At 63.3% G+C, this 24692-nt stretch carries 18 protein-coding genes and 1 tRNA gene; 3 read left to right on the top strand and 16 right to left on the bottom strand.

Annotated elements, in window-relative coordinates; translation table 11 throughout:
* Nucleotides 1–44 precede the first annotated feature (44 nt).
* The 5 genes from GTP90_RS04535 to GTP90_RS04515 form a co-directional block, all read right to left on the bottom strand.
* Nucleotides 45–121 (bottom strand) — tRNA-Pro (locus tag GTP90_RS04535).
* A gap of 71 nt (nt 122–192) precedes the next feature.
* Nucleotides 193–1542, bottom strand: a complete 1350-nt coding sequence (glmM, locus tag GTP90_RS04530; RefSeq protein ID WP_161082381.1) for a phosphoglucosamine mutase — start codon at nt 1540–1542, stop codon at nt 193–195.
* A gap of 12 nt (nt 1543–1554) precedes the next feature.
* Entirely contained in the window at nt 1555–2406 is an 852-nt protein-coding gene (gene folP / locus GTP90_RS04525; RefSeq protein ID WP_161082380.1) for a dihydropteroate synthase, read from the bottom strand.
* Between the two features lie 72 nt (nt 2407–2478).
* Nucleotides 2479–4362: an ATP-dependent zinc metalloprotease FtsH gene (gene ftsH, locus GTP90_RS04520; protein ID WP_371875019.1), complete on the bottom strand. Its 1884-nt coding sequence runs from the start codon at nt 4360–4362 to the stop codon at nt 2479–2481.
* Nucleotides 4363–4564: 202 nt separating this feature from the next.
* On the bottom strand, nt 4565–5266 hold the full coding sequence (locus GTP90_RS04515; protein WP_161082378.1) for an RlmE family RNA methyltransferase: 702 nt from the start codon (nt 5264–5266) through the stop codon (nt 4565–4567).
* A gap of 43 nt (nt 5267–5309) precedes the next feature.
* Between GTP90_RS04515 and GTP90_RS04510 the strand changes: the two genes are divergently transcribed.
* Nucleotides 5310–5780 (top strand): YhbY family RNA-binding protein, encoded by a 471-nt coding sequence (locus GTP90_RS04510; RefSeq protein ID WP_117009902.1) that lies wholly within the window; start codon nt 5310–5312, stop codon nt 5778–5780.
* 63 nt (nt 5781–5843) lie between these two features.
* Here GTP90_RS04510 and GTP90_RS04505 read toward each other — a convergent pair whose 3' ends face one another.
* The 11 genes from GTP90_RS04505 to GTP90_RS04455 all read right to left on the bottom strand — a co-directional run bounded on the left by GTP90_RS04505 (nt 5844) and on the right by GTP90_RS04455 (nt 22820).
* Nucleotides 5844–6326 (bottom strand): DUF4149 domain-containing protein, encoded by a 483-nt coding sequence (locus GTP90_RS04505; protein ID WP_117009901.1) that lies wholly within the window; start codon nt 6324–6326, stop codon nt 5844–5846.
* Nucleotides 6326–6802 carry a transcription elongation factor GreA gene (greA, locus tag GTP90_RS04500; protein ID WP_161082377.1) on the bottom strand — a complete coding sequence of 159 codons (477 nt, stop codon included), beginning with the start codon at nt 6800–6802 and terminating at the stop codon, nt 6326–6328. The genes GTP90_RS04505 and greA overlap by 1 nt, the downstream gene beginning before the upstream one ends.
* Before the next feature lie 112 nt (nt 6803–6914).
* The gene (gene carB, locus GTP90_RS04495; protein ID WP_161082376.1) at nt 6915–10145 is read right to left on the bottom strand and encodes a carbamoyl-phosphate synthase large subunit; all 3231 of its coding nucleotides are present in this window, start codon (nt 10143–10145) and stop codon (nt 6915–6917) included.
* A gap of 1 nt (nt 10146) precedes the next feature.
* Nucleotides 10147–11310, bottom strand: a complete 1164-nt coding sequence (gene carA / locus GTP90_RS04490) for a glutamine-hydrolyzing carbamoyl-phosphate synthase small subunit (protein ID WP_117009898.1) — start codon at nt 11308–11310, stop codon at nt 10147–10149.
* A 223-nt stretch (nt 11311–11533) separates the two neighbouring features.
* On the bottom strand, nt 11534–11980 hold the full coding sequence (locus GTP90_RS04485) for a type II toxin-antitoxin system HicB family antitoxin (RefSeq protein WP_161082375.1): 447 nt from the start codon (nt 11978–11980) through the stop codon (nt 11534–11536).
* A 333-nt stretch (nt 11981–12313) separates the two neighbouring features.
* Nucleotides 12314–12724, bottom strand: coding sequence for a heme-binding protein (locus GTP90_RS04480; RefSeq protein ID WP_161082374.1), 411 nt, complete (start codon nt 12722–12724; stop codon nt 12314–12316).
* A 36-nt stretch (nt 12725–12760) separates the two neighbouring features.
* Complete coding sequence (locus GTP90_RS04475; protein WP_161082373.1) at nt 12761–13681, bottom strand: patatin-like phospholipase family protein; 921 nt, start codon at nt 13679–13681, stop codon at nt 12761–12763.
* A 52-nt stretch (nt 13682–13733) separates the two neighbouring features.
* Nucleotides 13734–15086 (bottom strand): Gfo/Idh/MocA family protein, encoded by a 1353-nt coding sequence (locus tag GTP90_RS04470; protein WP_161082372.1) that lies wholly within the window; start codon nt 15084–15086, stop codon nt 13734–13736.
* A 16-nt stretch (nt 15087–15102) separates the two neighbouring features.
* Nucleotides 15103–16437 carry a DUF3472 domain-containing protein gene (locus GTP90_RS04465; RefSeq protein WP_254451726.1) on the bottom strand — a complete coding sequence of 445 codons (1335 nt, stop codon included), beginning with the start codon at nt 16435–16437 and terminating at the stop codon, nt 15103–15105.
* A gap of 20 nt (nt 16438–16457) precedes the next feature.
* The gene (locus GTP90_RS04460) at nt 16458–19442 is read right to left on the bottom strand and encodes a TonB-dependent receptor plug domain-containing protein (RefSeq protein WP_254451725.1); all 2985 of its coding nucleotides are present in this window, start codon (nt 19440–19442) and stop codon (nt 16458–16460) included.
* Between the two features lie 90 nt (nt 19443–19532).
* Complete coding sequence (locus GTP90_RS04455) at nt 19533–22820, bottom strand: TIM-barrel domain-containing protein (RefSeq protein WP_161082370.1); 3288 nt, start codon at nt 22818–22820, stop codon at nt 19533–19535.
* Between the two features lie 270 nt (nt 22821–23090).
* Here GTP90_RS04455 and GTP90_RS04450 point away from each other — a divergent pair, with 270 nt between their 5' ends.
* Together GTP90_RS04450 and GTP90_RS04445 are read left to right on the top strand one after the other, a co-directional pair.
* Nucleotides 23091–24221 (top strand): SIS domain-containing protein, encoded by a 1131-nt coding sequence (locus GTP90_RS04450; protein ID WP_161082369.1) that lies wholly within the window; start codon nt 23091–23093, stop codon nt 24219–24221.
* Nucleotides 24208–24692 (top strand): ROK family protein (locus GTP90_RS04445; protein WP_161082368.1); only part of this gene is annotated, 485 nt, incomplete at its 3' end. The genes GTP90_RS04450 and GTP90_RS04445, both read left to right, overlap by 14 nt.

The following is a 24692-nucleotide window of genomic DNA, read 5'->3' as shown; positions in this document are numbered from 1 at the left end:
AAATGAAAAACGGGTCGTCTTTCGACAACCCGTTTTAAAGTTTTTGGTCGGAGTACAAGGATTCGAACCTTGGACCCCCTGGTCCCAAACCAGGTGCGCTACCGGGCTGCGCCACACTCCGAAGACAGTATTCTAACGCTTGCCTCCTTCTACGTCAATGCAAGGCCAGCTAATTATTACACTGCTGAAATCTTACGCAGCCAGCTGGACTTCCACTTTGTCGGCGATACGACGCGCCATCGACTCCGCGTCGCTGGCGTTACGTGCTTCGACCATCACGCGGATCAAAGGTTCCGTGCCCGAGGCGCGGATCAGCACGCGGCCGCTGTCGCCCAGCTCGCGCTCGACCAGTTCCTTCTCCGCGACCATGGCCGCGTTCTTGGTCCAGTCGAAGCCTGGCGAGACGCGCACGTTGACCAGCGTCTGCGGGAAGATCACCAGCTCGCCGGCGCACTGCTCCAGCGATTTGCCGGCCCGCTTGAGCGCCGACAGCACTTGCAGCGCCGAGATGATGCCGTCGCCGGTGGTGTGCTTGTCCAGGCACAGCAGGTGACCCGAGCCCTCGCCGCCCAGCAGCCAGCCCTTGTCCTTCATTACTTCCAGCACGTAGCGGTCGCCCACCTTGGCGCGGGCGAAGCCGATACCCTTCTCCTTCAGCGCCACCTCGACCGCCATATTGGTCATCAAGGTGCCGACCGCGCCGGCCACCGGGCCGGTCGCCAGGCGGTCCATGACCATCAGGTACAGCAGCTCGTCGCCGTTGTACAGGCGGCCGTTGGCGTCGCACATGATCAGGCGGTCGGCGTCGCCGTCCAGCGCGATGCCCAGGTCGGCCCCGTGGGCGCGCACGGCGGCAGCCATGGCTTCCGGCGCGGTGGCGCCGTGGCCCAGGTTGATGTTGAAGCCGTCCGGCTTGTTACCGATAGCGATCACCTCGGCGCCCAGCTCGTGGAACACGTGCGGGGCGATGTTGTAGGCGGCGCCGTGCGCGCAGTCGACCACCAGCTTCAGGCCGCGCAGGTCCAGCTCGTTCGGGAAGGTGCTCTTGCAGAATTCGATGTAGCGGCCGTGGGCGTCATCCAGGCGCTTGGCGCGGCCCAGTTTTTCCGACGATACGCAATCCATCGGCATGTCCAGCGCGGCTTCGATTTCCAGCTCGACCGCGTCCGGCAGCTTGGTGCCCTGGTCGGAGAAGAATTTGATGCCGTTGTCCTGGAACGGGTTGTGCGACGCCGAAATCACCACGCCGGCCGACAGGCGCAGCGCGCGCGTCAGGTAGGCAATGGCCGGGGTCGGCATCGGGCCGGCCAGCATGACGTCCACGCCGGCGGCCGAGAAGCCGGCCTCCAGCGCCGCTTCCAGCATGTAGCCGGAGATACGGGTGTCCTTGCCGATCAAAACGGTCGGACGCACAGAGCCGCTGCGGCCACCGGCCAGCACCTTGCCGGCCGCGTAGCCGAGGCGCATGACGAAGTCCGGCGTGATCGGCGACACGCCCACCAGGCCGCGGATGCCATCAGTTCCAAAATATTTACGTGACATTGTGTGTTCTCTTTATCGTTGTAGGTTAGTTCCTGCCTGCCATACTTTTAACGCATCCACCGTTTCCGCCACATCGTGCACGCGCACGATCAGCGCGCCCTGCGCCACCGCCGCCAGCGCGCCGCCGACGCTGCCGGCCATGCGTTGCTCGACCGGCTTGCCAGTCACCGCGCCGACCATCGATTTGCGCGACAGGCCGGCCAGCAGCGGCACGTCCAGTTCCGCGATCAGCTGCGCAGTGGCTTTCAATAAGGCGTAATTATGCTCCACAGTCTTGCCAAAGCCAAAACCCGGATCGATGCATAGTCGACGCGGATCAATACCTGCCGCCGTCAGCGCTTCGATGCGCTCACGCAGGAAGGCGGTGACTTCGGCCACCACATCGGTGTAGCTGGGCGCCAATTGCATGTGCCGGGGGTCATTTTGCATGTGCATGATACACAAGCCGCAGTCGCTATCGCGCACCGCAGCAATGGCGCCGGGCGCGCGGAAGCCGTTGATATCGTTGATCATGTCGACACCGGCGATGATGGCTTCGCGCATCACCTCTGGCTTGTAGGTATCGACCGAGATGGCCGGGCCGATGTCGCGCAGCGCGTACAGCACCGGCATCACGCGCTGCAACTCCTGCTCCAGCGGCAGCGGCGGCGCGCCGGGACGGCTGGACTCGCCGCCGACGTCGATGATGTCGACCCCGTCCAGTATCATCTGCTCGGCATGGGAGATGGCGAACTCCAGCGACTGGTGCTGGCCGCCATCGGAGAACGAATCGGGGGTGACGTTGAGGATGCCCATCACGCGGGCGCGGACGCGCTCGCCCCGCCACGGGAAGTTGAAACGGCCGAACTGTAAAGTGGATCGCATGTGAAACCGGAAGAAAAATAAAAAAAGGGCGAGGATCGCTCCCCACCCTCCCTCTCAGCGCTCAGCCACGTATCAGGCTGGTGCAGTCACGCTGGGCGATACGCCCGAGCCGCCGTCGCTGGGCGGATGCTTGCGGATCGTCACGCCGGCTTTTGGTGCGCGTGGCTCCAGGCCGGACATGATGTCGTTGATCTGGTCGGCATCGATGGTTTCCCATTCCAGCAGCGCCTTGGTCATCACTTCGACCTTGTCGCGGTTCTCTTCCAGCAGCTTGCGCGCCAGCTTGTATTGCGTGTCGAGGATGCTGCGGATCTCGGCGTCGACCATTTGCTGGGTCGCTTCGGAAATCGTCTTCGAGGCGCCGCCGAAGAAGCCGTCGTTCTGGCTGTCTTCGTAGACCATCACGCCCATGCTGTCGGACATGCCGAAGCGGGTCACCATCGAGCGGGCCAGCTTGGTGGCGCGCGAGAAGTCGTTCGAGGCGCCGGTCGACATCTGGCCGACGAAGATTTCCTCGGCGATGCGGCCGCCGAACAGGATGGAAATCTCTTCCAGCATCTTGTCCTTGTAGCCCGAGATGTTGTCGTGCTCAGGCAGCTGCCAGGTCAGGCCCAGGGCCCAGCCGCGCGGCATGATGGTCACTTTGTGGACCGGATCGGCCTTTGGCAGCAGCTTGGCGACCACGGCGTGGCCGGATTCGTGATACGCGGTGTTGCGGCGCTCTTCCTCGCGGATGATCATCGACTTGCGTTCCGGACCCATGAAGATCTTGTCCTTGGCATCTTCGAAGTCGATCATGTCGACCAGGCGCTTGCTGCGGCGCGCGGCGAACAGGGCTGCCTCGTTGACCAGGTTGGCCAGGTCGGCGCCCGAGAAGCCAGGCGTGCCGCGGGCCAGGATGTCGGCCTTGACGTCGGTGCCGATAGGGACTTTGCGCATGTGCACGTTCAGGATCTGTTCGCGGCCGCGGATGTCCGGCAGGCCGACCGATACTTGACGGTCGAAACGGCCCGGACGCAGCAGCGCCTTGTCCAGCACGTCGGCACGGTTGGTGGCGGCCACCACGATCACGCCGGACGATGCTTCGAAGCCGTCCATTTCCACCAGCAGCTGGTTCAGCGTCTGTTCGCGCTCGTCGTTACCGCCGCCCATGCCGGCGCCGCGATGACGGCCGACCGCGTCGATCTCGTCGATGAAGATGATGCAAGGCGAATGCTTCTTGGCGTTCTCGAACATGTCGCGCACGCGGCTGGCGCCGACGCCGACAAACATCTCGACGAAGTCCGAACCGGAGATCGAGAAGAACGGCACCTTGGCTTCGCCGGCGATGGCGCGCGCCAGCAGGGTTTTACCCGTGCCAGGAGGACCGACCATCAGTACGCCGCGCGGAATGCGGCCGCCCAGTTTCTGGAACTTGCTCGGGTCCTTGAGGAAGTCGACGATTTCGTTGACTTCTTCCTTCGCTTCGTCGCAACCGGCGACGTCGGCAAAGGTGACGGTGTTATTGGTTTCGTCCATCATGCGCGCCTTCGACTTGCCGAAGGAGAACGCCCCGCCCTTGCCGCCGCCCTGCATCTGACGCATGAAGAAGATCCACACGCCGATCAGCAACAGCATCGGGAACCAGGAAACGAACACTTGCTGCAGGAACGATGGCTCTTCAGGCGGACGCACGTCGAAGTGCACGCCGTTGTCGCGCAGGTCGCCGACCAGGCCGCGATCGAGGCCGGTGGCGGTGGCGCGCACCTTGGTGTCGTCGCTACGGGTAGCCGTGATGTTGGCGCCTTCAATCACCACATCCTTGATGCGCTTGGCCTTGACCTCATCCAGCAAATCGGAATAAGCGATGGGTTTGGCGCCGGCGGTGACGCCGTGGCTGTCAAACTGCTTGTACAGCATCAGCAGCAGCAAGACCACTACCACCCAGATGGCTGATTTGGAAAACATGTTATTCACGAAAACTCCTTGGATGCAGGGCGCATCTTTTAACCGATAGCTAGAAACCCGATTTTACTCGCAATAAGCAGGCGGTGCCAGAAGCCTGCCTGCGCGTGCGGCCAAAATTCCAGCCGTAAAACACATTATTTGACCAAAATAGCGGTGCGATCAAGTCAAAACTGATCGTCACCGTGCCGATGTGCGGCCCATGCGTCAAATATCAAGGGCGCACAGGGGGGAAATCGTCCAATTCCAGCGGTTGCGAAGAGCTCATGCCCTCGGTCGGATTTTTCAGGCCGCGCCCCAGCAGGAAAATCTCGGAGGATTTGTCGCGGCTGGCTTTCGGTTTTTTCTGGATCACGGTTTTGAATTCGCGGCGGAATTTAAGCACGATATCGTTAAAACCCATGTCTTTAAAACATTTCACCAGCAGCGCGCCGGTCGGTTTCAAGTGGGCCTGGGAAAATTCAATTGCCAAATCGATCAGATGTTCCATGCGCGCGGCGTCCGAATCCGGAATGCCGGACAGGTTGGGCGCCATGTCCGACAGCACCAGGTCGACTTTTTGACCTTTGACATGATCTTCCAACAACTGCAGCACCTCGGGCTCGCGGAAATCGCCCTGGATGAAGTGGAAGTCGGCGATCGGCTCCATCGGCAGCAAGTCCAGCCCGATCAGCGTGCCGTTGATGCCCCCGCCCTCCTTGCCGGCCAGCTTGCGGCGCGTGTACTGCCCCCAGCTGCCGGGGGTGCAGCCGAGGTCGACGATGACCTGTCCGGGCTTGATCAGGTGCTCGTCCTCATCGATCTCCTTGAGCTTGAAAGCGGCGCGGGCGCGGTAGCCCTCTTTTTGCGCCAATTTCACGTAAGGGTCGTTAATGTGGTCGTGCAACCAGTTTTTGTTTAATTTCTTCTTCTTCATTCGCGTAGAATACTGCCTTTAAGGGAACCACTAAAAATATATTATGCAAAAACTTACACCTGTTGAGCGCAGCGCTCTGCGCGCCGAAGCGCATGGTCTCAAGCCCATCGTCCTGATCGGCGAGGCTGGCCTGACAGCCAACGTCCTCAAGGAAATTTCGCTGGGCCTGGACTCGCACGGCCTGATCAAGGTCCGCGTGTTCGGCGACGACCGCGAAGCCCGCGCCGAAATGTACGACACCATCTGCGAGAAGCTGGATGCGGCCCCGGTGCAACACATCGGCAAGCTGCTGGTACTGTACCGCCCGAAGGTTGAAACGGAAAAAGCCCGTTCGACTTCCGGCAAGGGCCTGCGCGAAGTGACCATCGTCAAGCCTAGCCCAAGCGGCACCAAGCGTCCGTCGGTGACCAAGGTACTGCTCAAGGGGAATGAACGCGTGACCCAAGGCGGCAATATCAAACGCGCCAAGCCACTGCAGAAGTCGACCAAGAAGAGCGCACTGGGCTCGAAATAAGCCAGCTGCATCGTCCTTTCCCGCCTGGGAAAGGACGAAACTGTTATTACTATTATTACTGTATTACTGTTTCACCACCAGCCACGCGGCCAGCAGGCTCTGCACCAGGTAGATGCTGCTGGAAATGCCGTGCAACACGCCGAACTCGTTCTGAGCGGCGCCATCCATCACCCCGCCCGGCCCCGCCGCGGCACGCAAGGCGGCCATCATTGGTTGCAGGCCGAAGTGCGACACCAGCGTGCACGCCAGCATTGTCGAAACGATCAGCAACAGCATGCGGCGCGTCTTGGCGGCCGAGTTGGCGGCCGAACCGGCAAAGATGCCGCCCGTCTCCGCGCCCTTGCTCACCCACAGCAGCACCAGCATCACCAGCGCGCAGCCGATCGACAGCCAGGCCTGGTTCTTGAACAGGCTGGCGGCAATGGTGCCGGCCAGCACACGGTCGCTCAGCGTGGCGAACAGCGTCGGCGCGGCCAGATAGCCGACCGCCCACAAACTGCCCGCCCACAGCGTCGCGACCAGCAAACGTGTACGCGCAAGCAGCATCAGATGTATCGCACTTCCAGGATTTCGTATTCGCGCGGGCCGGATGGCGCCTGCACTTCCACCACGTCGCCGGCCGACTTGCCGATCAGCGCGCGGGCGATCGGCGAGGTCACCGAGACCTTGCTCAGTTTCAGGTCCGCTTCGTCCAGGCCGACGATCTGGTAGGTCACTTTCGCGCCCGATTCCAGGTCTTCCAGGTCCACGGTCGAGGCGAACACCACGCGGCCATCGGCGTCCAGCTGGGTCGGATCGATGATCTGTGCTGCGCTCAGCTTACCTTCCAGTTCGGCGATGCGGCCTTCGACGAACGCCTGGCGTTCCTTGGCGGCATCGTACTCGGCGTTTTCCGACAGGTCGCCATGCGAACGCGCTTCAGCAATCGCGTCGATCACGATACGGCGTTCTTTGGTCTTCAACTGGTGCAGCTCTTCTTTCAGGAGCTCTGCGCCGAACTTGGTAAGTGGAACTGAAGTCATGTTTATATTTACTCTGTTGTTACAATGGAAAACCACAGAGGCCACGCCAACCTGCAGCGCGAGCTCTGTGGTTAAAAGGTACTGTTTTCGTCACCGGGGCGACGAAAGAACCTTAGTGTAAGGTTTTATGCAGCCCTTGTAAATCGTACACTTGCAACTCGTCCAAATGACGGATGCCTTCGACCGCCGCTTCCGCGCCGGCGATGGTGGTGTACGTGGTCACGCGCGAGGCCAGCGACGAGGTGCGGATGGCACGCGAGTCGGTGATGGCGCTGCGCTTCTCTTCCACCGTGTTGATCACCAGGACGATCTCGTGGTTCTTGATCATGTCGACCACGTGCGGACGGCCTTCGACCACCTTGTTCACCGGCGTGACCGGGATGCCTGCCGCCGCGATAACGGCGGCCGTGCCCTTGGTCGCCACCAGCGTGAAGCCGATGTCCACCAGGTCGCGCGCCACTTTCACGGCGCGTGGCTTGTCCGACGATTTCACCGACAGGAACACCTTGCCCGACTTCGGCAGCTTGATGCCCGCGCCCAGCTGCGACTTGACGAAGGCCTCGCCGAAGGTCTTGCCGACGCCCATGACTTCACCGGTCGATTTCATCTCAGGTCCGAGGATGGTGTCGACGCCCGGGAATTTCACGAACGGGAACACGGCTTCCTTGACGCTGAAGTAAGGCGGCACGACTTCGTGCGTGATGCCTTGCTGCGCCAGGGTCTGGCCGACCATGCAGCGCGCGGCGATCTTCGCCAGCTGCAGGCCGGTGGCCTTGGACACGAACGGCACGGTGCGCGAGGCGCGCGGGTTCACTTCCAGCACATACACCACGTCGCGCAGTTCGCCGTCGCGTTCCTGCTTCTGGATCGCGAATTGCACGTTCATCAGGCCGACCACGTTCAGGCCCTTGGCCATCAGCGCGGTCTGGCGCTTCAGTTCATCGATGGTCTCCTGCGCCAGCGAGTAAGGCGGCAGCGAGCAGGCCGAGTCGCCCGAGTGCACGCCGGCTTGTTCGATGTGTTCCATCACGCCGCCGATGAAGGTGGTTTCGCCGTCGGAGATGCAATCGACGTCGCACTCGATGGCGTCGTTCAGGAAGCGGTCCAGCAGCACCGGCGAATCGTGCGATACCTTGACCGCTTCGCGCATGTAGCGTTCCAGGTCGCGCTGCTCGTGGACGATTTCCATCGCGCGGCCACCCAGCACGTAGGAAGGACGCACCACCAGCGGGTAGCCGATTTCCTGTGCCAGCGCCAGGGCGTCGGCTTCGGTGCGCGCGGTGCGGTTAGGCGGCTGGCGCAGGTTCAGCTTGTGCAGCAGCTGCTGGAAACGCTCGCGGTCTTCGGCGGCGTCGATCATGTCCGGCGAGGTGCCGACGATAGGCACGCCGTTCGCTTCCAGGTCCAGCGCCAGTTTCAACGGGGTCTGGCCGCCGTACTGCACGATCACGCCGACCGGTTTTTCCAGTTCGACGATTTCCAGCACGTCTTCCAGCGTCAGCGATTCGAAGTACAGGCGGTCCGACGTATCGTAGTCGGTCGACACGGTTTCGGGATTGCAGTTGACCATGATGGTCTCGTAGCCATCTTCGCGCATCGCCAGCGCCGCGTGCACGCAGCAGTAGTCGAATTCGATACCCTGGCCGATACGGTTAGGGCCACCGCCCAGCACCATGATCTTCTTCTTGTCGGTCGGGTTGGACTCGCACTCTTCATCGTAGGTCGAGTACATGTAGGCGGTGTTGGTCGAGAACTCCGCGGCGCAGGTGTCCACGCGCTTGTACACGGGACGGATGTTGAGCTCATGGCGCTTGGCGCGCACGGTCTTGGCATCGGTCTGCAGCAGGAAGGCCAGGCGGCGGTCCGAGAAGCCTTTTTGCTTCAGCTTGTAAAGCGTGTTGCGGTCGATCTGCTCCAGCTTCTGCGTGTCCATCCACAGTTCCAGGTCCACGATCTCCTTAATCTGGATCAGGAACCATGGGTCGATCTTGGTCAGCTGGTGCACTTCTTCCAGCGTGAAGCCTTGCGCGAACGCGTCGCCCACGTACCAGATGCGCTCAGGACCTGGCTCGCCCAGTTCCTCTTCGATCTTCTCGCGGTCCTTGGTCTTCTCGTTCAGGCCATCGACGCCCACTTCCAGGCCGCGCAGCGCTTTCTGGAACGATTCCTGGAAGGTGCGGCCGATCGCCATCACTTCGCCGACCGATTTCATTTGCGTGGTCAGGTGGTGGTCGGCGGTCGGGAACTTCTCGAACGTGAAGCGCGGGATCTTGGTGACGACGTAGTCGATCGACGGTTCGAACGAGGCCGGGGTCGCGCCGCCGGTGATCTCGTTGCGCAGCTCGTCCAGCGTGAAGCCCACGGCCAGCTTGGCCGCGACCTTGGCGATCGGGAAGCCGGTGGCCTTCGACGCCAGTGCCGACGAACGCGATACGCGCGGATTCATTTCGATGACGATCATGCGGCCGTCGGCCGGGTTGATCGAGAACTGCACGTTGGAGCCGCCGGTGTCGACGCCGATTTCACGCAGCACCGCCAGCGAGGCGTTGCGCATGATCTGGTATTCCTTGTCGGTCAGCGTTTGCGCAGGAGCGACGGTGATCGAGTCGCCGGTGTGCACGCCCATCGGATCGAGGTTTTCGATCGAGCAGATGATGATGCAGTTGTCCGCCTTGTCGCGCACCACTTCCATCTCGTACTCTTTCCAGCCGATCAGCGATTCTTCGATCAGCAGTTCGGAGGTTGGCGAAGCTTCCAGGCCGCGTTTGCAGATGGTCTCGAATTCTTCTTCGTTGTAGGCGATGCCGCCGCCGGTGCCGCCCATCGTGAACGACGGACGGATGATGACCGGGAAGCCCAGCGTGCGCTGCACGGCCCACGATTCTTCCATGGTGTGCGAGACGCCCGACTTGGCCGAACCGAGGCCGATCTTGGTCATCGCGTCCTTGAACTTGGAGCGGTCTTCGGCCTTGTCGATGGCTTCCGGCGTGGCGCCGATCAGTTCGACCTTGTACTTGTCGAGCACACCGTGGCGATGCAGGTCCAGCGCGCAGTTCAGCGCGGTCTGGCCGCCCATGGTCGGCAGGATCGCGTCCGGCTTTTCCTTGGCGATGATCTTCTCGACGACTTGCCAGGTGATCGGCTCGACGTAGGTGACGTCGGCCATTTCAGGGTCGGTCATGATGGTCGCTGGATTGCTGTTGACCAGGATGACTTTGTAGCCCTCTTCGCGCAGGGCCTTGCAGGCCTGTGCGCCGGAATAATCGAACTCGCAAGCCTGGCCGATGATGATCGGGCCAGCGCCAATAATCAGAATACTTTTAATGTCTGTACGTTTAGGCATCTTATTTTTTCTCCGTTGCTTCCATCATGCCGATGAAGCGGTCAAACAGGTAAGCGACGTCAGTCGGGCCGGGCGACGCTTCAGGGTGGCCCTGGAAGCAGAAGGCCGGCGTGTCGGTGCGGGCGAAGCCCTGCAGCGAACCGTCGAACAGCGATTTGTGGGTTACGCGGCAGTTGGCCGGCAGGGTGTCCGGGTCCACAGCGAAGCCGTGGTTCTGGGACGTGATCAGCACTTGTTTGCTGTCCAGGTCTTGTACCGGGTGGTTGGCGCCGTGGTGGCCGAACTTCATCTTCAGCGTTTTCGCGCCGGAGGCCAGACCCATGATCTGGTGGCCAAGGCAGATGCCGAACAGCGGCAGCTTCTTCTCCATGAAGACCTTGGCGGCGGCGATCGCGTAGTCGCACGGCTCAGGATCGCCTGGGCCGTTCGACAGGAACACGCCGTCCGGGTTCAGCGCCAGCACGTCGGCGGCGGAAGTCTGCGCCGGCACCACGGTGACCTTGCAGCCGCGCGCGGTCAGCATGCGCAGGATGTTGCGCTTGACGCCGAAGTCGTAGGCGACCACGTGGAATTTAGGGTCCGTCAGTTTGCCGTAGCCTTCGCCCAGCGTCCATTCGGTTTCGGTGTACTCGTACTGCGACTTGACGGTGACGACCTTGGCCAGGTCCATGCCGGTGATGCCCGGGAAGGAGCGAGCCAGGTCCAGCGCTTGCGACGCGGACGGCTCATTGCCTTGGGTGCCCACCAGGATGGCGCCGGATTGGGCGCCCTTCTCGCGCAGGATACGGGTCAGCTTGCGGGTGTCGATACCGGCGATGGCGACGATGTTCTCGGCCTTCAGGTAATCGGACAGCGACTGGGTGGAGCGGAAATTGGAGGCCATCAGCGGCAGGTCACGGATGATTAAACCGGCTGCGTGGACTTTGGTGGATTCGACGTCTTCCGGATTGACGCCGGTATTGCCGATATGCGGATACGTCAGGGTGACGATCTGGCGGCTATAGGAAGGATCGGTCAGGATTTCCTGATAACCGGTCATGGACGTATTAAAGACTACCTCGCCGGTTGTATGACCGGCGGCGCCGATCGAAAAACCTTTGAAAATAGTTCCGTCAGCGAGGGCCAGTATGGCTGGAACGGCAGGGCCAGAAAAAAATGGCGGCAAGGGCAACTCCTGATAAAGTTACCGTAGCTGCGCCACGTCAGACGACCGTCGTGTATCCCCCGCCGTCGCAGGCCGGGGTGGAAGGTCAATTGATGATGGAGTGAGTGGTAGTCGCTACGGTAGAGGTGAGATTGGCTAAACCTTTGAATTATAACCAAATCTCCCCTACTTGGCAATGGACCGCCGGCGAAATACCGGCAAAATGTCCACTGGCGGCGCCGCTTTATTTACTTGCAACAGTGGCGTCCATCTTGGGAAGATCCGTCAATCCGTGCAACTTCGCCGCCTCGCCCTGAGTCAATCCCATTCTGCGTCCGACGTATTCGGAAATTGCGACCGCAAGCAATTGCTCAACGGTACACTCGTCCAATTGTGCCAACTCGGCAACGTCGCAATGCAATCCACGAGGTATGCTCAGCGCTATCCTTCCAGGATGTTCTGCAGCCTCCAAAGGCTCGATAATTGGGTAGCCCCCTGAGAGACAAACCGCCAACCAGGACTCGGCGGCTCTATCAAAATTCGACAGGGCTTCCTCGGCGGTATCTCCTTCTGCTATACAACCAGGAAATTCATGAACGGTCACGGTGTATCCACACTCAGGATCGGGCAACAACCGCCGCACATATGGACGAGCGAGAATCACCCGAATTTTGTCATCCATTTTAGTCATCTTTGCTCTCCCGTAAAATGACCTCCCACGCAACAACGTCTTTGAGCAATGCCTCGACGATGCTTTGGGTGGTGCCGATTTTCAGCCCCGACGAGTGATGCGGAATACTCAACGGCGGAGGCAGCCGAGGATCAGCATGCCGAGCAAAGACCGGCTCCTTCCCTCGCTTAACCTTTTGTCGGCCCAATGCACGGGCCAACCCCTCCAGCTCAGGCGTCATGGCAGCGCAGTGACATCACATTATAGGCATGCGGTCTGCATGCTGCCTCGACTCTCCAATAGAAAATGCCGCCTGGTTTTGAGCCAGACGGCATTCTTGTGCGACGGTGTTGCTTAGTTCAGCGCGGCGATGCCGGCCTTGGCTACCTGTACATCCTCGGCCGACTTGACGCCCGAGACGCCGACGGCGCCGACGACATGGCCGTCAACGATGATGGGCACGCCACCTTCCAGCAGGCCATCGGCCATCGGCGCCGGGGCGCTCAGGAAGGCGGTGCGGCCGTTGTTGATCATGTCTTCGTAGATCTTCGATTCGCGGCGGCCCAGCGCCGACACGCGCGCCTTGGCAGGGGCGATGTGCGACGACAGCGGCGCGGCGCCGTCCTGGCGTTGCAGCCACAGCAGATGGCCGCCGTCGTCCACGATGGCGATCACGACCGGCCAGTTGTTGGCCACTGCCTCGGCTTCGGCGCCGGCGGCGATCTTCTTGATGTCGGCGAGCGACAGGTATGGTTTGGTTTGCATGTGTTCTTCCTTATTATTGGACCGGATATTGTACTGCTATGGCTTGCGCTTCGCTTCCAGTTTCTGTTTGATCTGCCCCATCACCTGGGCGGCGGCCTGCTCGCCCGCCAGGATCGCCTGGTTGCGGCCGGCGAAGTCGTTGCCCGCCATCTTGCCCAGGCTTGGCGAGATCACCACGTCCGCATCCTTCAATTCGTACTGGTTGATGCGCTGGCCCATGATGCTGAAGGTCTGCATGATCACATCCAGCGAGCTGACGGTGGCCTGCACGTCGGCCTGGGTCGAGATGTTCACGGCGATGACGAAGTCCGCGCCCATGTCGCGCGCGAAGCGCACCGGCACCGGCGCCACCAGGCCGCCGTCCACGTAGGAGCGGCCGTTGATCACCACCGGCTGGAACACCCCCGGCACCGACGACGACGCCCGCACCGCCATGCCGGTATTCCCGCGCTGGAAGAGGATCGGCTGGCCGGTCTTCAAATCAGACGCCACCGCGCCGAACGGGATCTTGAGCTTTTCGATAGGCTGGTTGTTGACCGCCTTGTTGACGTAGGTCTGCAGCGCCTCGCCTTTCAGCACGCCGGAGCTCTTGCCGAACAACGGCACGGCCCAGTCGGAGATCGCAGCTTCGTCCATGTCCATCGCCACCTTCTGCAACTGGAAGCCGGTGTTACCGGCCGCGTACAGCGCGCCAACCACGCTGCCGGCACTGGTGCCGACCACGATGTCCGGATAAATACCTTGCGCCTCGAGCGCCTTGATCACGCCGATGTGGGCGAAGCCGCGCGCCGCGCCGCCACCCAGCGCCAGGCCGATCTTGATCTTCTTGGGCGGCAGGGGCTCCGGCACCGCCAGCGGCGCCGAAGGGGTTTCAATCGAAGGATTGGTCTTGCAGCCGACGATGGCGGCTGCGGCAAGGATGGTTAAAGCGACAAGGGAAAGGCGGCGTGATGGCATGTAGGTTTCAATCTGCTTTGCTAGGTTTAGGCGCAGCAGATTGTAACCTACCTTACAGTGCGAAGATCGGCTTGCGCGTCTTCCAGGCCCCGGCCGTGAAGTCCGGGAAGTCCAGCGTCTGGAAGTTCTGCGCGATCGACTGCTCCGACAGCGGCGAGATGGCACTCCACGTCACCGCGTCGTAGATATCGATCGGCATCGGCGCCCTCGCCTTCAGCGCCTCGATGAATGACTGGATGACGAAGAAGTCCATGCCGCCATGGCCGGCGCCCTCCGCGTCCTTGGCGTGCTTGCGCCACAGCGGATGGTCGTACTTGTCCTGGTAGGCCTGGAAGTCCTCCCACTGATGCGGCTTGCTCTTGCCCTCGATGTGGATGGAATTGTTCACGTCCATCCACAGCCCGTCCGTGCCCTGCACGCGGAAGCCCAATGAATACGGGCGCGGTAGCGAAGTGTCGTGCTGCAGCACGATGGTCTCGCCGTTCTCGCAGGCCAGCGTAGTGGTGACCACGTCGCCCAGCTTGAACTGCACCTTCGCGCTGGGGCTGGCCGCGCCGCCGGGCTGCTTGACGATGTAGTCGTGCAGACCGCGCGCCTTGGTGGCGAAGCTGTTGATGCGCGTGAAGCGGTTGCCGCGGTTGATGTTGGTGTACATCGCGCACGGGCCGATGCCGTGGCTGGGATACAGCTCGCCGTTGCGCTGCACCGAATGCGCCGTGCGCCACTTGGCCTCCGACCAGCCGCCGGCGCCGAACTCCACACCGCCGCCATACGGCTTGGCCGGATCGCCGCTGTTGAACTTCACCGCGCGCAGGTCGTGCTGGTAGCCGCCCTGCAGGTGTACCAGCTCGCCGAACAGGCCGGAACGCACCATCTGCAGCACCGCCATCACGTCGCGGCGAAAGCACACGTTCTCCAGCAGCATATACGGCGTGTTGGTCTTGAGCTGCGTGTTCAGCACATCCCAGTGCTCCTGCAGCGTGATGCCGGCCACCACCTCGCAGCCGACGGGCACCTTGGCCTGCATGGCGGCGATGGCCATCGGCGCGTGCCATTCCCATGGCGTGGCGATGATCACGCCGTCCAGCGCGCCGGCGTCCAGCATGCGCTTGTAGGCTTGCGGATCGCGGTCCTCGCCGAAGGTCTTCGGCCTGGCCTTGCCGGATTTTTCCACCTGCTTGAGCGCGCGGCCCAGCATCTGCGGCTCGATGTCGCACAGCGCGACGACTTCGACGTCGTCGCGGCGCAGCAGCTCCTGCAGCAGCACCTGGCCGCGCATGCCGGTGCCTATCATGCCGATGCGTACCCGCTCGCGGGTGGCGCCAAATGCCTTGGGCATCATCAGGCTGCCCGCCAGGGCCGCGCCGGCGGCCAGGAAGTCTCGTCGATTAAAAGCTGAATTCATGGTGCTCCTTTTTATTTTATTGCTGCGGCAGCGTGGTCACATCCACGGCCGGCTGCTGGCCGGTGGCGGGACGGGTGAAGTTCTGGTTCACGGGAACATAGCCGGCGAAGAAGCCGCCGTTCCGCAAATAGAACTGACCGTTATCCAGGCCGCCGGCGTAATCCATACGCTGGACGTTGGTCACGGTGGCATCGCCGGTGAAGCGCGCCTTGGTCACCTCGGACCACGCGCCCGACACATCGCGGGCCCACTGGTTTCCAAACGATGCACGCCGGCCGGTGTAGCCCTTGGTATCGATGAAATTCTCCAGGAAGGAGTAGGATCCCGTCAGATAGGTCGTGGTGGCGGGACGCTTCCAGGTGGCGATAAAGCGCCACACGCCCAGCTCCGGCGCGTAGAACCACGCCGAGTAGTCGGTGGCGCCGGCGCCGTCCGGCCGTGCGCGCGTGATGAAACGGTAGGTGTTCCCGCTGATCCAGTTGTAGCTGAGGTGGGACTGGCCGCCGGTGCCCTCGCCGCCGAAGCTGTTGTCCACCACGCCCGCGCCCTTTTTAACCAGCGTGGTCTTGCCGCCGCCGTCCGGATCCCACACCGAGAACAGCACCCAGCGTTCGCTCGGCGACTTCACCTGGATACCGAAGTAGCCCTGGCCGAAACCGTTGGCCATGTAGTAGGAGCCTTCCGGATCCTGGCCCGCCGGCACCGTCACCTCGTTGTAGAAGTACTCGGTGTTGGCCGGCGTGGTGTAGCCCAAGTGGACCGACGGCCCGCGCCGCGACCAGTAGTAGTTGGCCGCGTCGTTGGCGTAGTTGATGACGGCGCTGGTGGTCACGCGCAGCGCGGAGACGTCGCCGAAGTAGCCGCCGTCCTTGCTGACACCCTGCAGGTCGACCTTGACGTAACCCGGCTCAGTAACGTGGACGGAGCCGACCTGGTAGGTCCCGCCGCCGTTGGCGGACAGCTTCACCAGGAACGGCTTGCCGTTGACGGTGACGCGTATCGTGCTGCGAGTACTGCCGGCCAGCCGGGCGTCCAGGCCCAGCGTGACCGAACCTGCGGACGCCATGCGGAAGTAGGCGCTGGTGACCGTGGCGGGGTTGCTCCAGTTGGCCAGGCCGTTGCCGTTGATTTCCTCCTCCGCGCCAGGCGGAGCGCTGGTGATGAAGGCATTGCCTGCCAGCGCCACCGTCTTCGCATTGACGGCGGCCAAACTGGCCTGCGACTCGCTCGTCGTCACCTGCGCGGCGGTTTGCCCTGTCTGGCCGCCGGTGCTTTCACCGCCGCAGGCGCTCAACATCAATGCTGCGGAATACAGGAACAATCGTCTTTGGCTCAAAGGTCGTTGTTTCATGATGCGCTCCTCGGGAAGGGTCAGAAGAACTTGTAGTTGGCCGAGAACGAATACATGCGGCCGAACAGGTTCTGGCTGTGGTTATAACCTTCCCAGCCGTTCGGATCGTACGTCGGCTGCTTGTTCAGCAGGTTCTTGATGTTCAGGCCCAGATCCAGGTTCTTCATCGGTTTCCAGTTCAGGCCCAGGTTGACCGTGTAGTACGACGGCGCGCCGCCGCACAGGTTCTCCGGCAGCGCGACCGAGGCTGCAGTGCATTTTTCCGGCGTGTTGTCCTTGTCCCATGGGCCGTATGCCCACTTGGTCTTGCCGGTGTAGTTGACGAACATGCTGGTGACGAAGTTACGGTACGCCCAGTCGGCATTGAAGGTGGCGCGCACGCGCGGCGAGTCGTAGAAGCCGACCGCGTTGCCGGTGAAGCCGGTGCCGTCCTCGGAGTTGTAGGTCTCGCGCCGGCGGATCGTGGCCGAGACGCCGGTGTTCAACTTGCCGTACTCGCCCAGCGATACGCGGGTGCGGGCGTCGACGTCGATCCCGTCGAGCAGCGTGCGGCCACGGTTCGAGTAGGAGTTGATCAAGCCGCCCAGGTTGCCGACCGAGTACTTCGGCACGCCGCCTGCGCAGGCCGCGGTGTTGGCCGGGTTGTTGCACATCGCGGCGACGGCGGCCATGTTGCCACGATCCGCGTCGGTGATCGGGTTGCGGATCGCGGCGGTGGTGCCGGCCAGCGCCGGGCCGTATTTGTCCACCAGTTGCGTGAACAGTTCATTGAAGTCCTGGCGCACGATCTCGTTGCGGCGATAGACGAACCAGTAATCGACCGAGATGCTGACATCCTTGGCCGGCTGCAGCACCAGGCCGGCGGTGGAGATCTTGGCCTTCTCCGGACGCAGTTGCGGGTTGGGCGGCGTCAGGCCGCCGACCGTGGTCGAGCAGTTCGAATTGAGCAGGTTCTTGCCCAGCTCCGCTTCGGCCGGCGTGACGGACTTCATCAGCAGCTTGGCCATCGCGTTGGTCTCGTCGCAGCGCACGGTGTCGCGGATGCCGCCCACCTGTGCGAACACGCCGCCGCTGCCCGATTCGGCCAGGTTGGGCGCACGGAAGCCTTCCGAGTAGGTGCCACGCACCATCACCTCGGGACGGGCGCGCCACAGCACGCCGATCTTCGGCGCCAGGTTGGCGGCGAAGTTCGGGTATTTGTCCAGGCGCGCGGCGGCGTTCACTTCCAGCGTGTCGGTGACCGGTATCACCACTTCGCCAAACACGGCGGCCACGTTGCGCTGGCCGTCGAACCACGAACCGCCCTGCTGCGTGATGTAGCCGTTGGCCGCGTCCTGGTTGCCCGGCGTGTAGAAGCTCTCGCGCATCAGGTTCACGCCGAATGCGGCGCGTACTTCGCGCTCGCCCAGCTTGGCGATGGTGCCTTCGATCTTGCCGTCCCAGGTGATCAACTTGGTCCAGGACTGGATGTCGAAGGTCGGATAGGCGGCGCGCAGCAGTGCGCCGTTTGCGTCGCTGATTTCGCCGAACTTGTAGGCCGGGTTGTCGGCGATGTAGGTGCGGCCGGTGGCCGCGTCGGTGGTGAACGGGCCGAAGGCCTTGGCGAAGCCCTGGGTGTTGATGTTGATCGTCTGGTACAGCGTCGAGTGGCTGCCCGCCACGCTGAGCGCCGTCTCGAAGTCCCAGTCGCCGCCGATGCTGCCGCGCAGGCCAACCAGCCCGCGGTAGTTGTCGTCCTCGTTGGTCTGGCCGAAGTGGCCCGGCGCGTCGAGCATGATGTAGTTCAGCCCCGCCGCGCCGCCCATCTTGGCCGCCATGTCGGCATCGAGCTTGCCCTTCAGGTAGACGTTGTTAGGGCCGAGATATGGCGTGACGAAGGTGTTGAGCGTGGTGCCGGTGTTACGCGCGAACCAGTTGTTGGTGCTGCCGCTGTTGAAGCTGCGCGGGCCGTTCTCGCCGCGCAGCTTGATGTGCGTGTAGGCCGCTTCGGCGAAGCCTTCCAGGTCGCCGCCCAGCTTCATGCGGCCACTGAGGTAGCCGGTCAAACGGTCCGACGTCGGACCGGTGTCAAGCTGGTATGGCAGCGAGTTCCATACGCAGCGGGTGCCGGCGGCTTCGGTGATCGAGGTGCCGCAGCCGTTGACGGCGCGCTGGGTGCGGGCGTTGTTCCTGGATTTGTCGAAGACGAACAGCGTGCCCGGATTCACCACGCCCGGTTCGCTGCCGGTGCCGATGCGCATGCCGGAGACGAAGGTCGGGTTGTTGACGTAGAAGTAGTCGGGGCGTTTCAGGTAGGTGTCGGCCAGCGCGATGCGGTCGCGCTGGTAGACGTTGACCGAGCCGTAGACGTTGTAGCCGTCGGTGTTCAAGTCACCAAGGCCGTAAATGACGTTGGCCTGGCGCTCGCCGTAGGCCTTGACGTTGGTCGAGGTGTCGGCGGTGGCGCGCGCTTCCAGGCCCTGGTAGCTCTTCTTCGTGATGACGTTGATGACACCCGCCACCGCGTCCGAACCGTAGACGGCCGACGCGCCGTCGGTCAGTATCTCCATGCGCTCGATGGCGGCAGCGGGGATGGCGTCGATGTTGACGAACATGGTCTGGAAGCCGGCCGGCGCGCCGTAGAACGACAGGCGGCGGCCATTCAGCAGCACCAGCGTGCCCTGTGCGCCCATGCCGCGCAGGTTGGCCTGCGAGGCGCCATCGGAGCCGGTGAACATCGAGCGGAAGTCCTGCTGCGATGGGCGCGCGGCCGGCAGGTTGTCGAGCACCTGCAGCAGCGTGCGGGCGCCCATGTTTTCGATCTGCTTGGCGTCGACCACCTGCACCGGCGACGCGGTTTCGGCATTGATGCGTTTCAGGCTCGATCCGGTTACCTCGACTCGCGGGATCGTCTTCTCGTCCCTGGCGCTCTTTTGTCCCTGCTCGTCCAGTTCATCGGCTGCCAGCGCAGTCGAGGCCAGGCCCACCGCCATCATCGCGGCCACCAGTTTTTTCATGTGCATCATAGTCTCCCTGTTATTAGTGGTTTATTTACGGCTGCAACCGCCCCTCCCCGGTCCGAAGAGGGGCTCTTACTTGTGAAAACGGAGGTGAGGTCAGCGTGGCCGGACGGTGCTGCCCTCGGTGCCTATCAGGACCGCGTTGGCCCAGTTGCCACAGACCTGGGCCGGCTTGCCGCCGCGCGCGCCCAGGGTGCGCAGGCTGAGTTGACTCAGTCCGCGCACATCGATTTCCGGCTTGACGACGGCCGGCGCGGCGATCAGGCCACTGTCGTACAGCAGCCGCTCGCCGCTCCAGACCTGGAACTGCAAACCGCCCGCGCTGCGGCAGCTGTCGTCCACACCCAGGTCGGCGCGCAGCAGGTTCCAGTTACCGGACAGTTGCAGGTCCACGCGGCTGGATGGGCCGACGCCGAGGCCCTTGCGGAACCACAGGCCGTTCATGCGCATCTCTTTACCGTGGACCGGCTGGTCGCGGCTGACGTTCTTCGGCAAGGCCAGGTCGGACAGGAACTGCTGTACTTCCGGGCCTTCCTTCGGCTGGTAGGCCATCACGCGGAACTCGGACAGCGTGACCGGCTGGACTTCGCTTGGCACTGCGGCGTTGTAGGCGCGGGCGGCTGGCGTGCCGACGGCCGTCACCATTGGGTCGGTGGCGGAGGCACCATCGCCTTCGGGGTTCTGCGTGCTCATGACGCGGAAGCGCAGCAGGCGGCCGGCGGCTGGCGGGAAGCTGATCGTCTGCGCTTCCTTCTGGAGTTTCAGCTGGCCGCGTTTGACCGGCTGGCCCCAGTCGCCGTTGTTATCGCCCATGTAGATCTCGTAGTCGCGGATCTGGCCGTGCTGCCAGTGCTGGTCGTTGCGCGGCGCGATCTCGATGCCGTCGACCAACCGGCGCTCGGTGAAGCCGATCACCCATTCGTGTGGGCCGCCCTGGACCGCCGGACTGCGCGTGGTGCGGAACCAGGTGGCGGGGTTGTTGTCGAAGGCGTTTTCCAGCGGGTAGCCGGTTTCCTCGGCCGGACGGTTCATCACCATCATGGCGTCGGCCGGGATGGCGCGGCCCAGCACCGGGGCGGATGGGAAGGCGTCGTCGGCCACCGTCCGCGCGGCACTGGCCTGCACGGTGAAGCGCAACGGCTGGCGGATGTCCTGGCTGGCCGTCTTGACGTGCAAGGTGCCCAGTCGCTCGGCGGCGTCGAAGTACCAGCCTTCGGCGGCGACATCGAAAGCGGCGCGGTCGGCCAATGGCGGCAGCACGGCGCTGCCGGTGCTGACGGCGAACGGACGCTGGCGGGCCAGAACACGCAAGGCGTAGGCGCGGCGCACGGGCTGGCCGGCGTAGCTGCCCACCACCGGTTCCACGTCGACCGTCACGCCATCGTCGGCGGCGTTCATGCGGATCAGCTGCTGGCTGAAGGCGCCGTCCTGGTACTTGCGGGTGTTGCCGTCGTCTTCGTACAGCGTGAATTCGGAGGCGCCTTGTGGATACAGGTCCAGCGTCAACACGTCCTTCGGCTTCTCGCCGTCGTACAGCATCTCCGGATACATCGGCAGGATGGCGCCGGCGCGCACGAACACCGGCAGCTTGTCCAGCGTGACGGCGAGGTCGATATCGCGTCCGCCCTTGCCTGCCGTGGCCTGGCGGCCGTCCCAGTAGTCGAACCAGCGGCCCTGCGGCAGGTGGATGCCGCGGCGCCAGCCCTGGCTGACCGCCTGGCTGCGGTACACCGGCGCCACCAGCAGGTCGCGGCCCAGCAGGTACTGGTATTTGTAGGCTTCGGTGTAGGCCGCCGGATCGTCCGGGTTATCCCACATCAGGCCACGCACCAGCGGCGCGCCGTTCTGCTCCGTCTCGCGCATCAGCGTGTACATATAAGGCGTCAGGCGCATCTTCAGCTTCAGGTAGCGGCGGTTGATGCTGACGTAAGGTTCGGCGAACCACCATGGATGCTTGCGCTCCGCCGCCGCCCAGCCGGACATCCCCATCAGCACCGGCGTGAAGCTTTTCCATTGCAGGTCGCGGGTATAGGTCTCCGGGCTGCCGCCGAAAATCGCGTCGACATCGCCGGTGGCGTAGGCCTGGCCGGACAGGCCGGAGCCGATCAGCGTCGGCACGTGCCAGCGGATGTAGTCCCAGCTGGCGCTCTGGTCGCCGGTCCAGGTGACCGCGTAGCGCTGCGTGCCGGCCCAACCCATCACGGTCCAGATGAACGGACGGCCGTCGGAGTTATTCAGGATGCCGTCGTAGGCCGACTTGTTCGCGTCCAGCGAGAACTGGTAGCCCTTGCCGGTCCAGGCCACGTCCAGCTTCTGCACGCGGGTGCCGGCGGTGCCGACCTCCCACGCCATTTTCTCGACGCCGTTCTCGGTCCACAGGCCTGTGCGGAAGCCGTACTTGGCCAGGCCTTGCACCGTCTCCGGCAGCGCCGAATAGCCGCAGCCATAGCCGTCGTTCGGCAGGATCCAGCCGCCCGGCATGTCATGCTCGCGGTACTGGCGCGCGACGGTCTCGATCACATCCGGCGTCTTGCCGGTCGGGCCGTCGGTCCAGCCTTTGGGCACGGTGCCGGGCTTCTTGACGTTGTCGCCGTCGTTGTAGCAATCGGCGTCGCCGTATTCCAGCGCCCAGCGTGGCAGCATGCGCGCGCGGCCGGTCCATTCGGTGTAGCGGGCCAGCACATCGCGCAGGTCCTTGCCGACGAAGTAGTAGGCGTCGAAGCGCGCCTCATTGTGCTCCAGCGAGATCTGGTCGTTCTGGCGCAGGTCGTAGCTGCCGTCGGACCAGGTGTTGCGCAGCATGCCCCAGCCGCGTGAGCTCATCAAAAACGGTGCGGGGCTGGGACGGTCGCCCTCTTCCCAACCGCCGGAGTACGACACCTGCAACTGCTTGCCCTTGAACTCATAGCGGCCGTTCTGCTGGCCGCCGCCGAAGAAGCGTTCGGCCTTGTCGCTGCTCAGCGTCTGCACGCTTTGCTTGTCGCCCAGTTCCAGCGGCTGGATCTCGCGCCACAGCGGCTGGGCGTCGCCGGCGCGGAACAAGCTGAAACGCAGCGGCTTGCGGTCGATGCGCAGGCTCAGGGCCGGCGTGCGGATCAGGATATGGTCGGCCTGCTCGCTGACGCTGTGCTCCACCGTGGCGGCGGGCGTGCCGACGACGATGGGCGCGGCCTTGTCGCCGGCGCCGGTCAGGCCGGATTTGGGGCCGGCCCAAATATGCAGCACGTCGGCGCGCGGCAAGCTAACCTGTATGTGGGCGCCGGTGTCGGTGACCAGGTCCCACTGCTGGCCGGCGCCGGCGGTGACGGTGCGCAAATTGCCGATCGGAGCGGCCAGCAGGGGTGCGCTGGCCAGCAAGGCGGCGGTGGCGAAAATATGTTTCATAGTTTGCTTCTCGAAAGAAAAACCGTTGCGATGCAATTACTCTAGGAATAAAAGCAAAGCAGGTCAACAAAAAGAAAGAGAAAATTTTAAAAATATGCGGCAAATCTTTCGTATTGATAGTTGATCGAATAACAAACTTTCGTTTACGTGGCGAAAGTGGTACAACCAGCGCTAGCACCTTAGTTTCGTAACTTTCTTTTTGCTTTCGAATTTGACATTTCGAAAATAAGACCTTATTCTTTCGATGACTTAACCAGACCAATTCTTTCGATGACCAACCTACTCCAGCGTGCCCCCCAAGCCTGGCGCGATATCGGCGGCCTCGATACCGCCGAAGAAATCGTCCATCAGCCAGCCCTCTGGCGCGAGCTGGCGGCGCATCTCGCCGCCGAAAAAGACAGCATCGCCGCCTTCCTCGGCGACACCCTGGGCAATCCGCAGCAGCGCGTGATCCTGACCGGCGCCGGCAGCTCGGCTTATGTGGGCGAGATCATCGCCGACGAAATCAACGCGGCCTGGCCGTGCCAGGTGCGCGCCATCTCCACTACCAGCCTGTTGACGCATCCGGCGCTGTACCTTGAGCGCAGCGCGCCGACGCTGGTGGTGTCCTTCGCCCGCAGCGGCAACAGCCCGGAAAGTACGGCGGCGGTTCAACTGGTGCGCGACATGGTGCCGACCGCGCGCTTCCTCAACATCACCTGCAACGCCGACGGCGCGCTGGCCACGCAGGCCGATGGCGATGCCTTCAACCTGATGATGCCGGCAGCAAGTTGCGACCGCGGCTTCGCCATGACTTCCAGCTTCACCTGCATGCTGCTGGCGGCGCTGTGTGTGCTCGATCCCGATTTCCAGCCCGAGCGCCTCAACACGCTGGCCGACTTGGGCGACAAGGCGCTGGCCGCGTGGTCGGCGCCGGTGGCGGAGCTGGCCGCGCAGCGCGTGTCGCGCGTAGTCTACCTGGGCAGCGGTCCGCTGGAAGCGCTGGCCAAGGAGGCTGCGCTGAAGATCCTCGAACTGACCGCCGGCAGTGTGCTGGCGATGGCCAACAGCGCGCTCGGTTTCCGCCACGGCCCGAAGGCCGCGCTCAACGCCGAGACGCTGGTGGTGCTGTTCCGCAGTTCCGATCCGCTGTCGCGCCGCTATGAGCACGACCTGCTGCTGGAGCTTCAGCGCGACCAGGTGGCGGGCCGCTGCCTGACCGTGGGCGCGGGCGCCGACATCGGCATCGATGCGCCGGCCTGGCCGGACGCATGGCTGGCGCCTTTGTGGCTGCTGATGGCGCAGCAGTATGCGCTGCACCAGTCGGCGTTGCTGCAGCTGCGTCCCGATAATCCTTTTGCTGGCGGCACTGTCAATCGTGTCGTACAGGGCGTCACCATTTACCGTCATGACGAATTCTGAACCACGCGGCTATCACGGCATCGACATCGGCGGCACCAAGATAGAGCTGGTGGCGTTTGCCGAAGCCGGCCATGAATTGAAGGAAGTCCACCGCGAGCGCATCGCCACGCCGGGCACCGATTTCGCCGAGTTCCTGCTGGCGATCCAGGGCCTGGTGGGCCGCGCCGACAAGGCGCTCGGCCTGCGCGCGCCGGTTGGCATCGGCCTGCCCGGCGTGATCGACAGCGCTACCGGGCGCCAGCTCAGCTCCAACGTGCCGGCATTGAACGGCCGCGCCGTGGCGCATGCGCTCAAGGATGCGCTGGAGCGGCGGGTCGCCGTCGGCAACGATTGCCAGTGCTTCGCGCTGTCTGAAGCGCAAGGCGGCGCCGCGCACGGCCAGCCGACCATGTTCGGCGCCATCATCGGCACCGGCGCCGGCGGCGGCTACTGCGTCGACGGCCGCCTGCTGCGCGGCGCCAACGGCGTGGC

The organism is Duganella vulcania (assembly GCF_009857655.1).
Lineage (GTDB): Bacteria > Pseudomonadota > Gammaproteobacteria > Burkholderiales > Burkholderiaceae_D > Rugamonas > Rugamonas vulcania.
Note: the sequence above shows the minus strand (reverse complement) of the source record. Positions and strands in the feature narration are given on the sequence as shown.

Coding starts and splice junctions, on each gene's coding strand:
- folP (WP_161082380.1), bottom strand. CDS start 2,406: ATGCGATCCACTTTACAGTTCGGCCGTTTCAACTTCCCGTGGCGGGGC.
- GTP90_RS04505 (WP_117009901.1), bottom strand. CDS start 6,326: ATGCTGCTTGCGCGTACACGTTTGCTGGTCGCGACGCTGTGGGCGGGC.
- GTP90_RS04515 (WP_161082378.1), bottom strand. CDS start 5,266: ATGAAGAAGAAGAAATTAAACAAAAACTGGTTGCACGACCACATTAAC.
- greA (WP_161082377.1), bottom strand. CDS start 6,802: ATGACTTCAGTTCCACTTACCAAGTTCGGCGCAGAGCTCCTGAAAGAA.
- GTP90_RS04465 (WP_254451726.1), bottom strand. CDS start 16,437: ATGAAACAACGACCTTTGAGCCAAAGACGATTGTTCCTGTATTCCGCA.
- carB (WP_161082376.1), bottom strand. CDS start 10,145: ATGCCTAAACGTACAGACATTAAAAGTATTCTGATTATTGGCGCTGGC.
- GTP90_RS04460 (WP_254451725.1), bottom strand. CDS start 19,442: ATGATGCACATGAAAAAACTGGTGGCCGCGATGATGGCGGTGGGCCTG.
- GTP90_RS04450 (WP_161082369.1), top strand. CDS start 23,091: ATGACCAACCTACTCCAGCGTGCCCCCCAAGCCTGGCGCGATATCGGC.
- GTP90_RS04475 (WP_161082373.1), bottom strand. CDS start 13,681: ATGCCATCACGCCGCCTTTCCCTTGTCGCTTTAACCATCCTTGCCGCA.
- glmM (WP_161082381.1), bottom strand. CDS start 1,542: ATGTCACGTAAATATTTTGGAACTGATGGCATCCGCGGCCTGGTGGGC.
- GTP90_RS04485 (WP_161082375.1), bottom strand. CDS start 11,980: ATGACTAAAATGGATGACAAAATTCGGGTGATTCTCGCTCGTCCATAT.
- GTP90_RS04480 (WP_161082374.1), bottom strand. CDS start 12,724: ATGCAAACCAAACCATACCTGTCGCTCGCCGACATCAAGAAGATCGCC.
- GTP90_RS04510 (WP_117009902.1), top strand. CDS start 5,310: ATGCAAAAACTTACACCTGTTGAGCGCAGCGCTCTGCGCGCCGAAGCG.
- GTP90_RS04455 (WP_161082370.1), bottom strand. CDS start 22,820: ATGAAACATATTTTCGCCACCGCCGCCTTGCTGGCCAGCGCACCCCTG.
- GTP90_RS04470 (WP_161082372.1), bottom strand. CDS start 15,086: ATGAATTCAGCTTTTAATCGACGAGACTTCCTGGCCGCCGGCGCGGCC.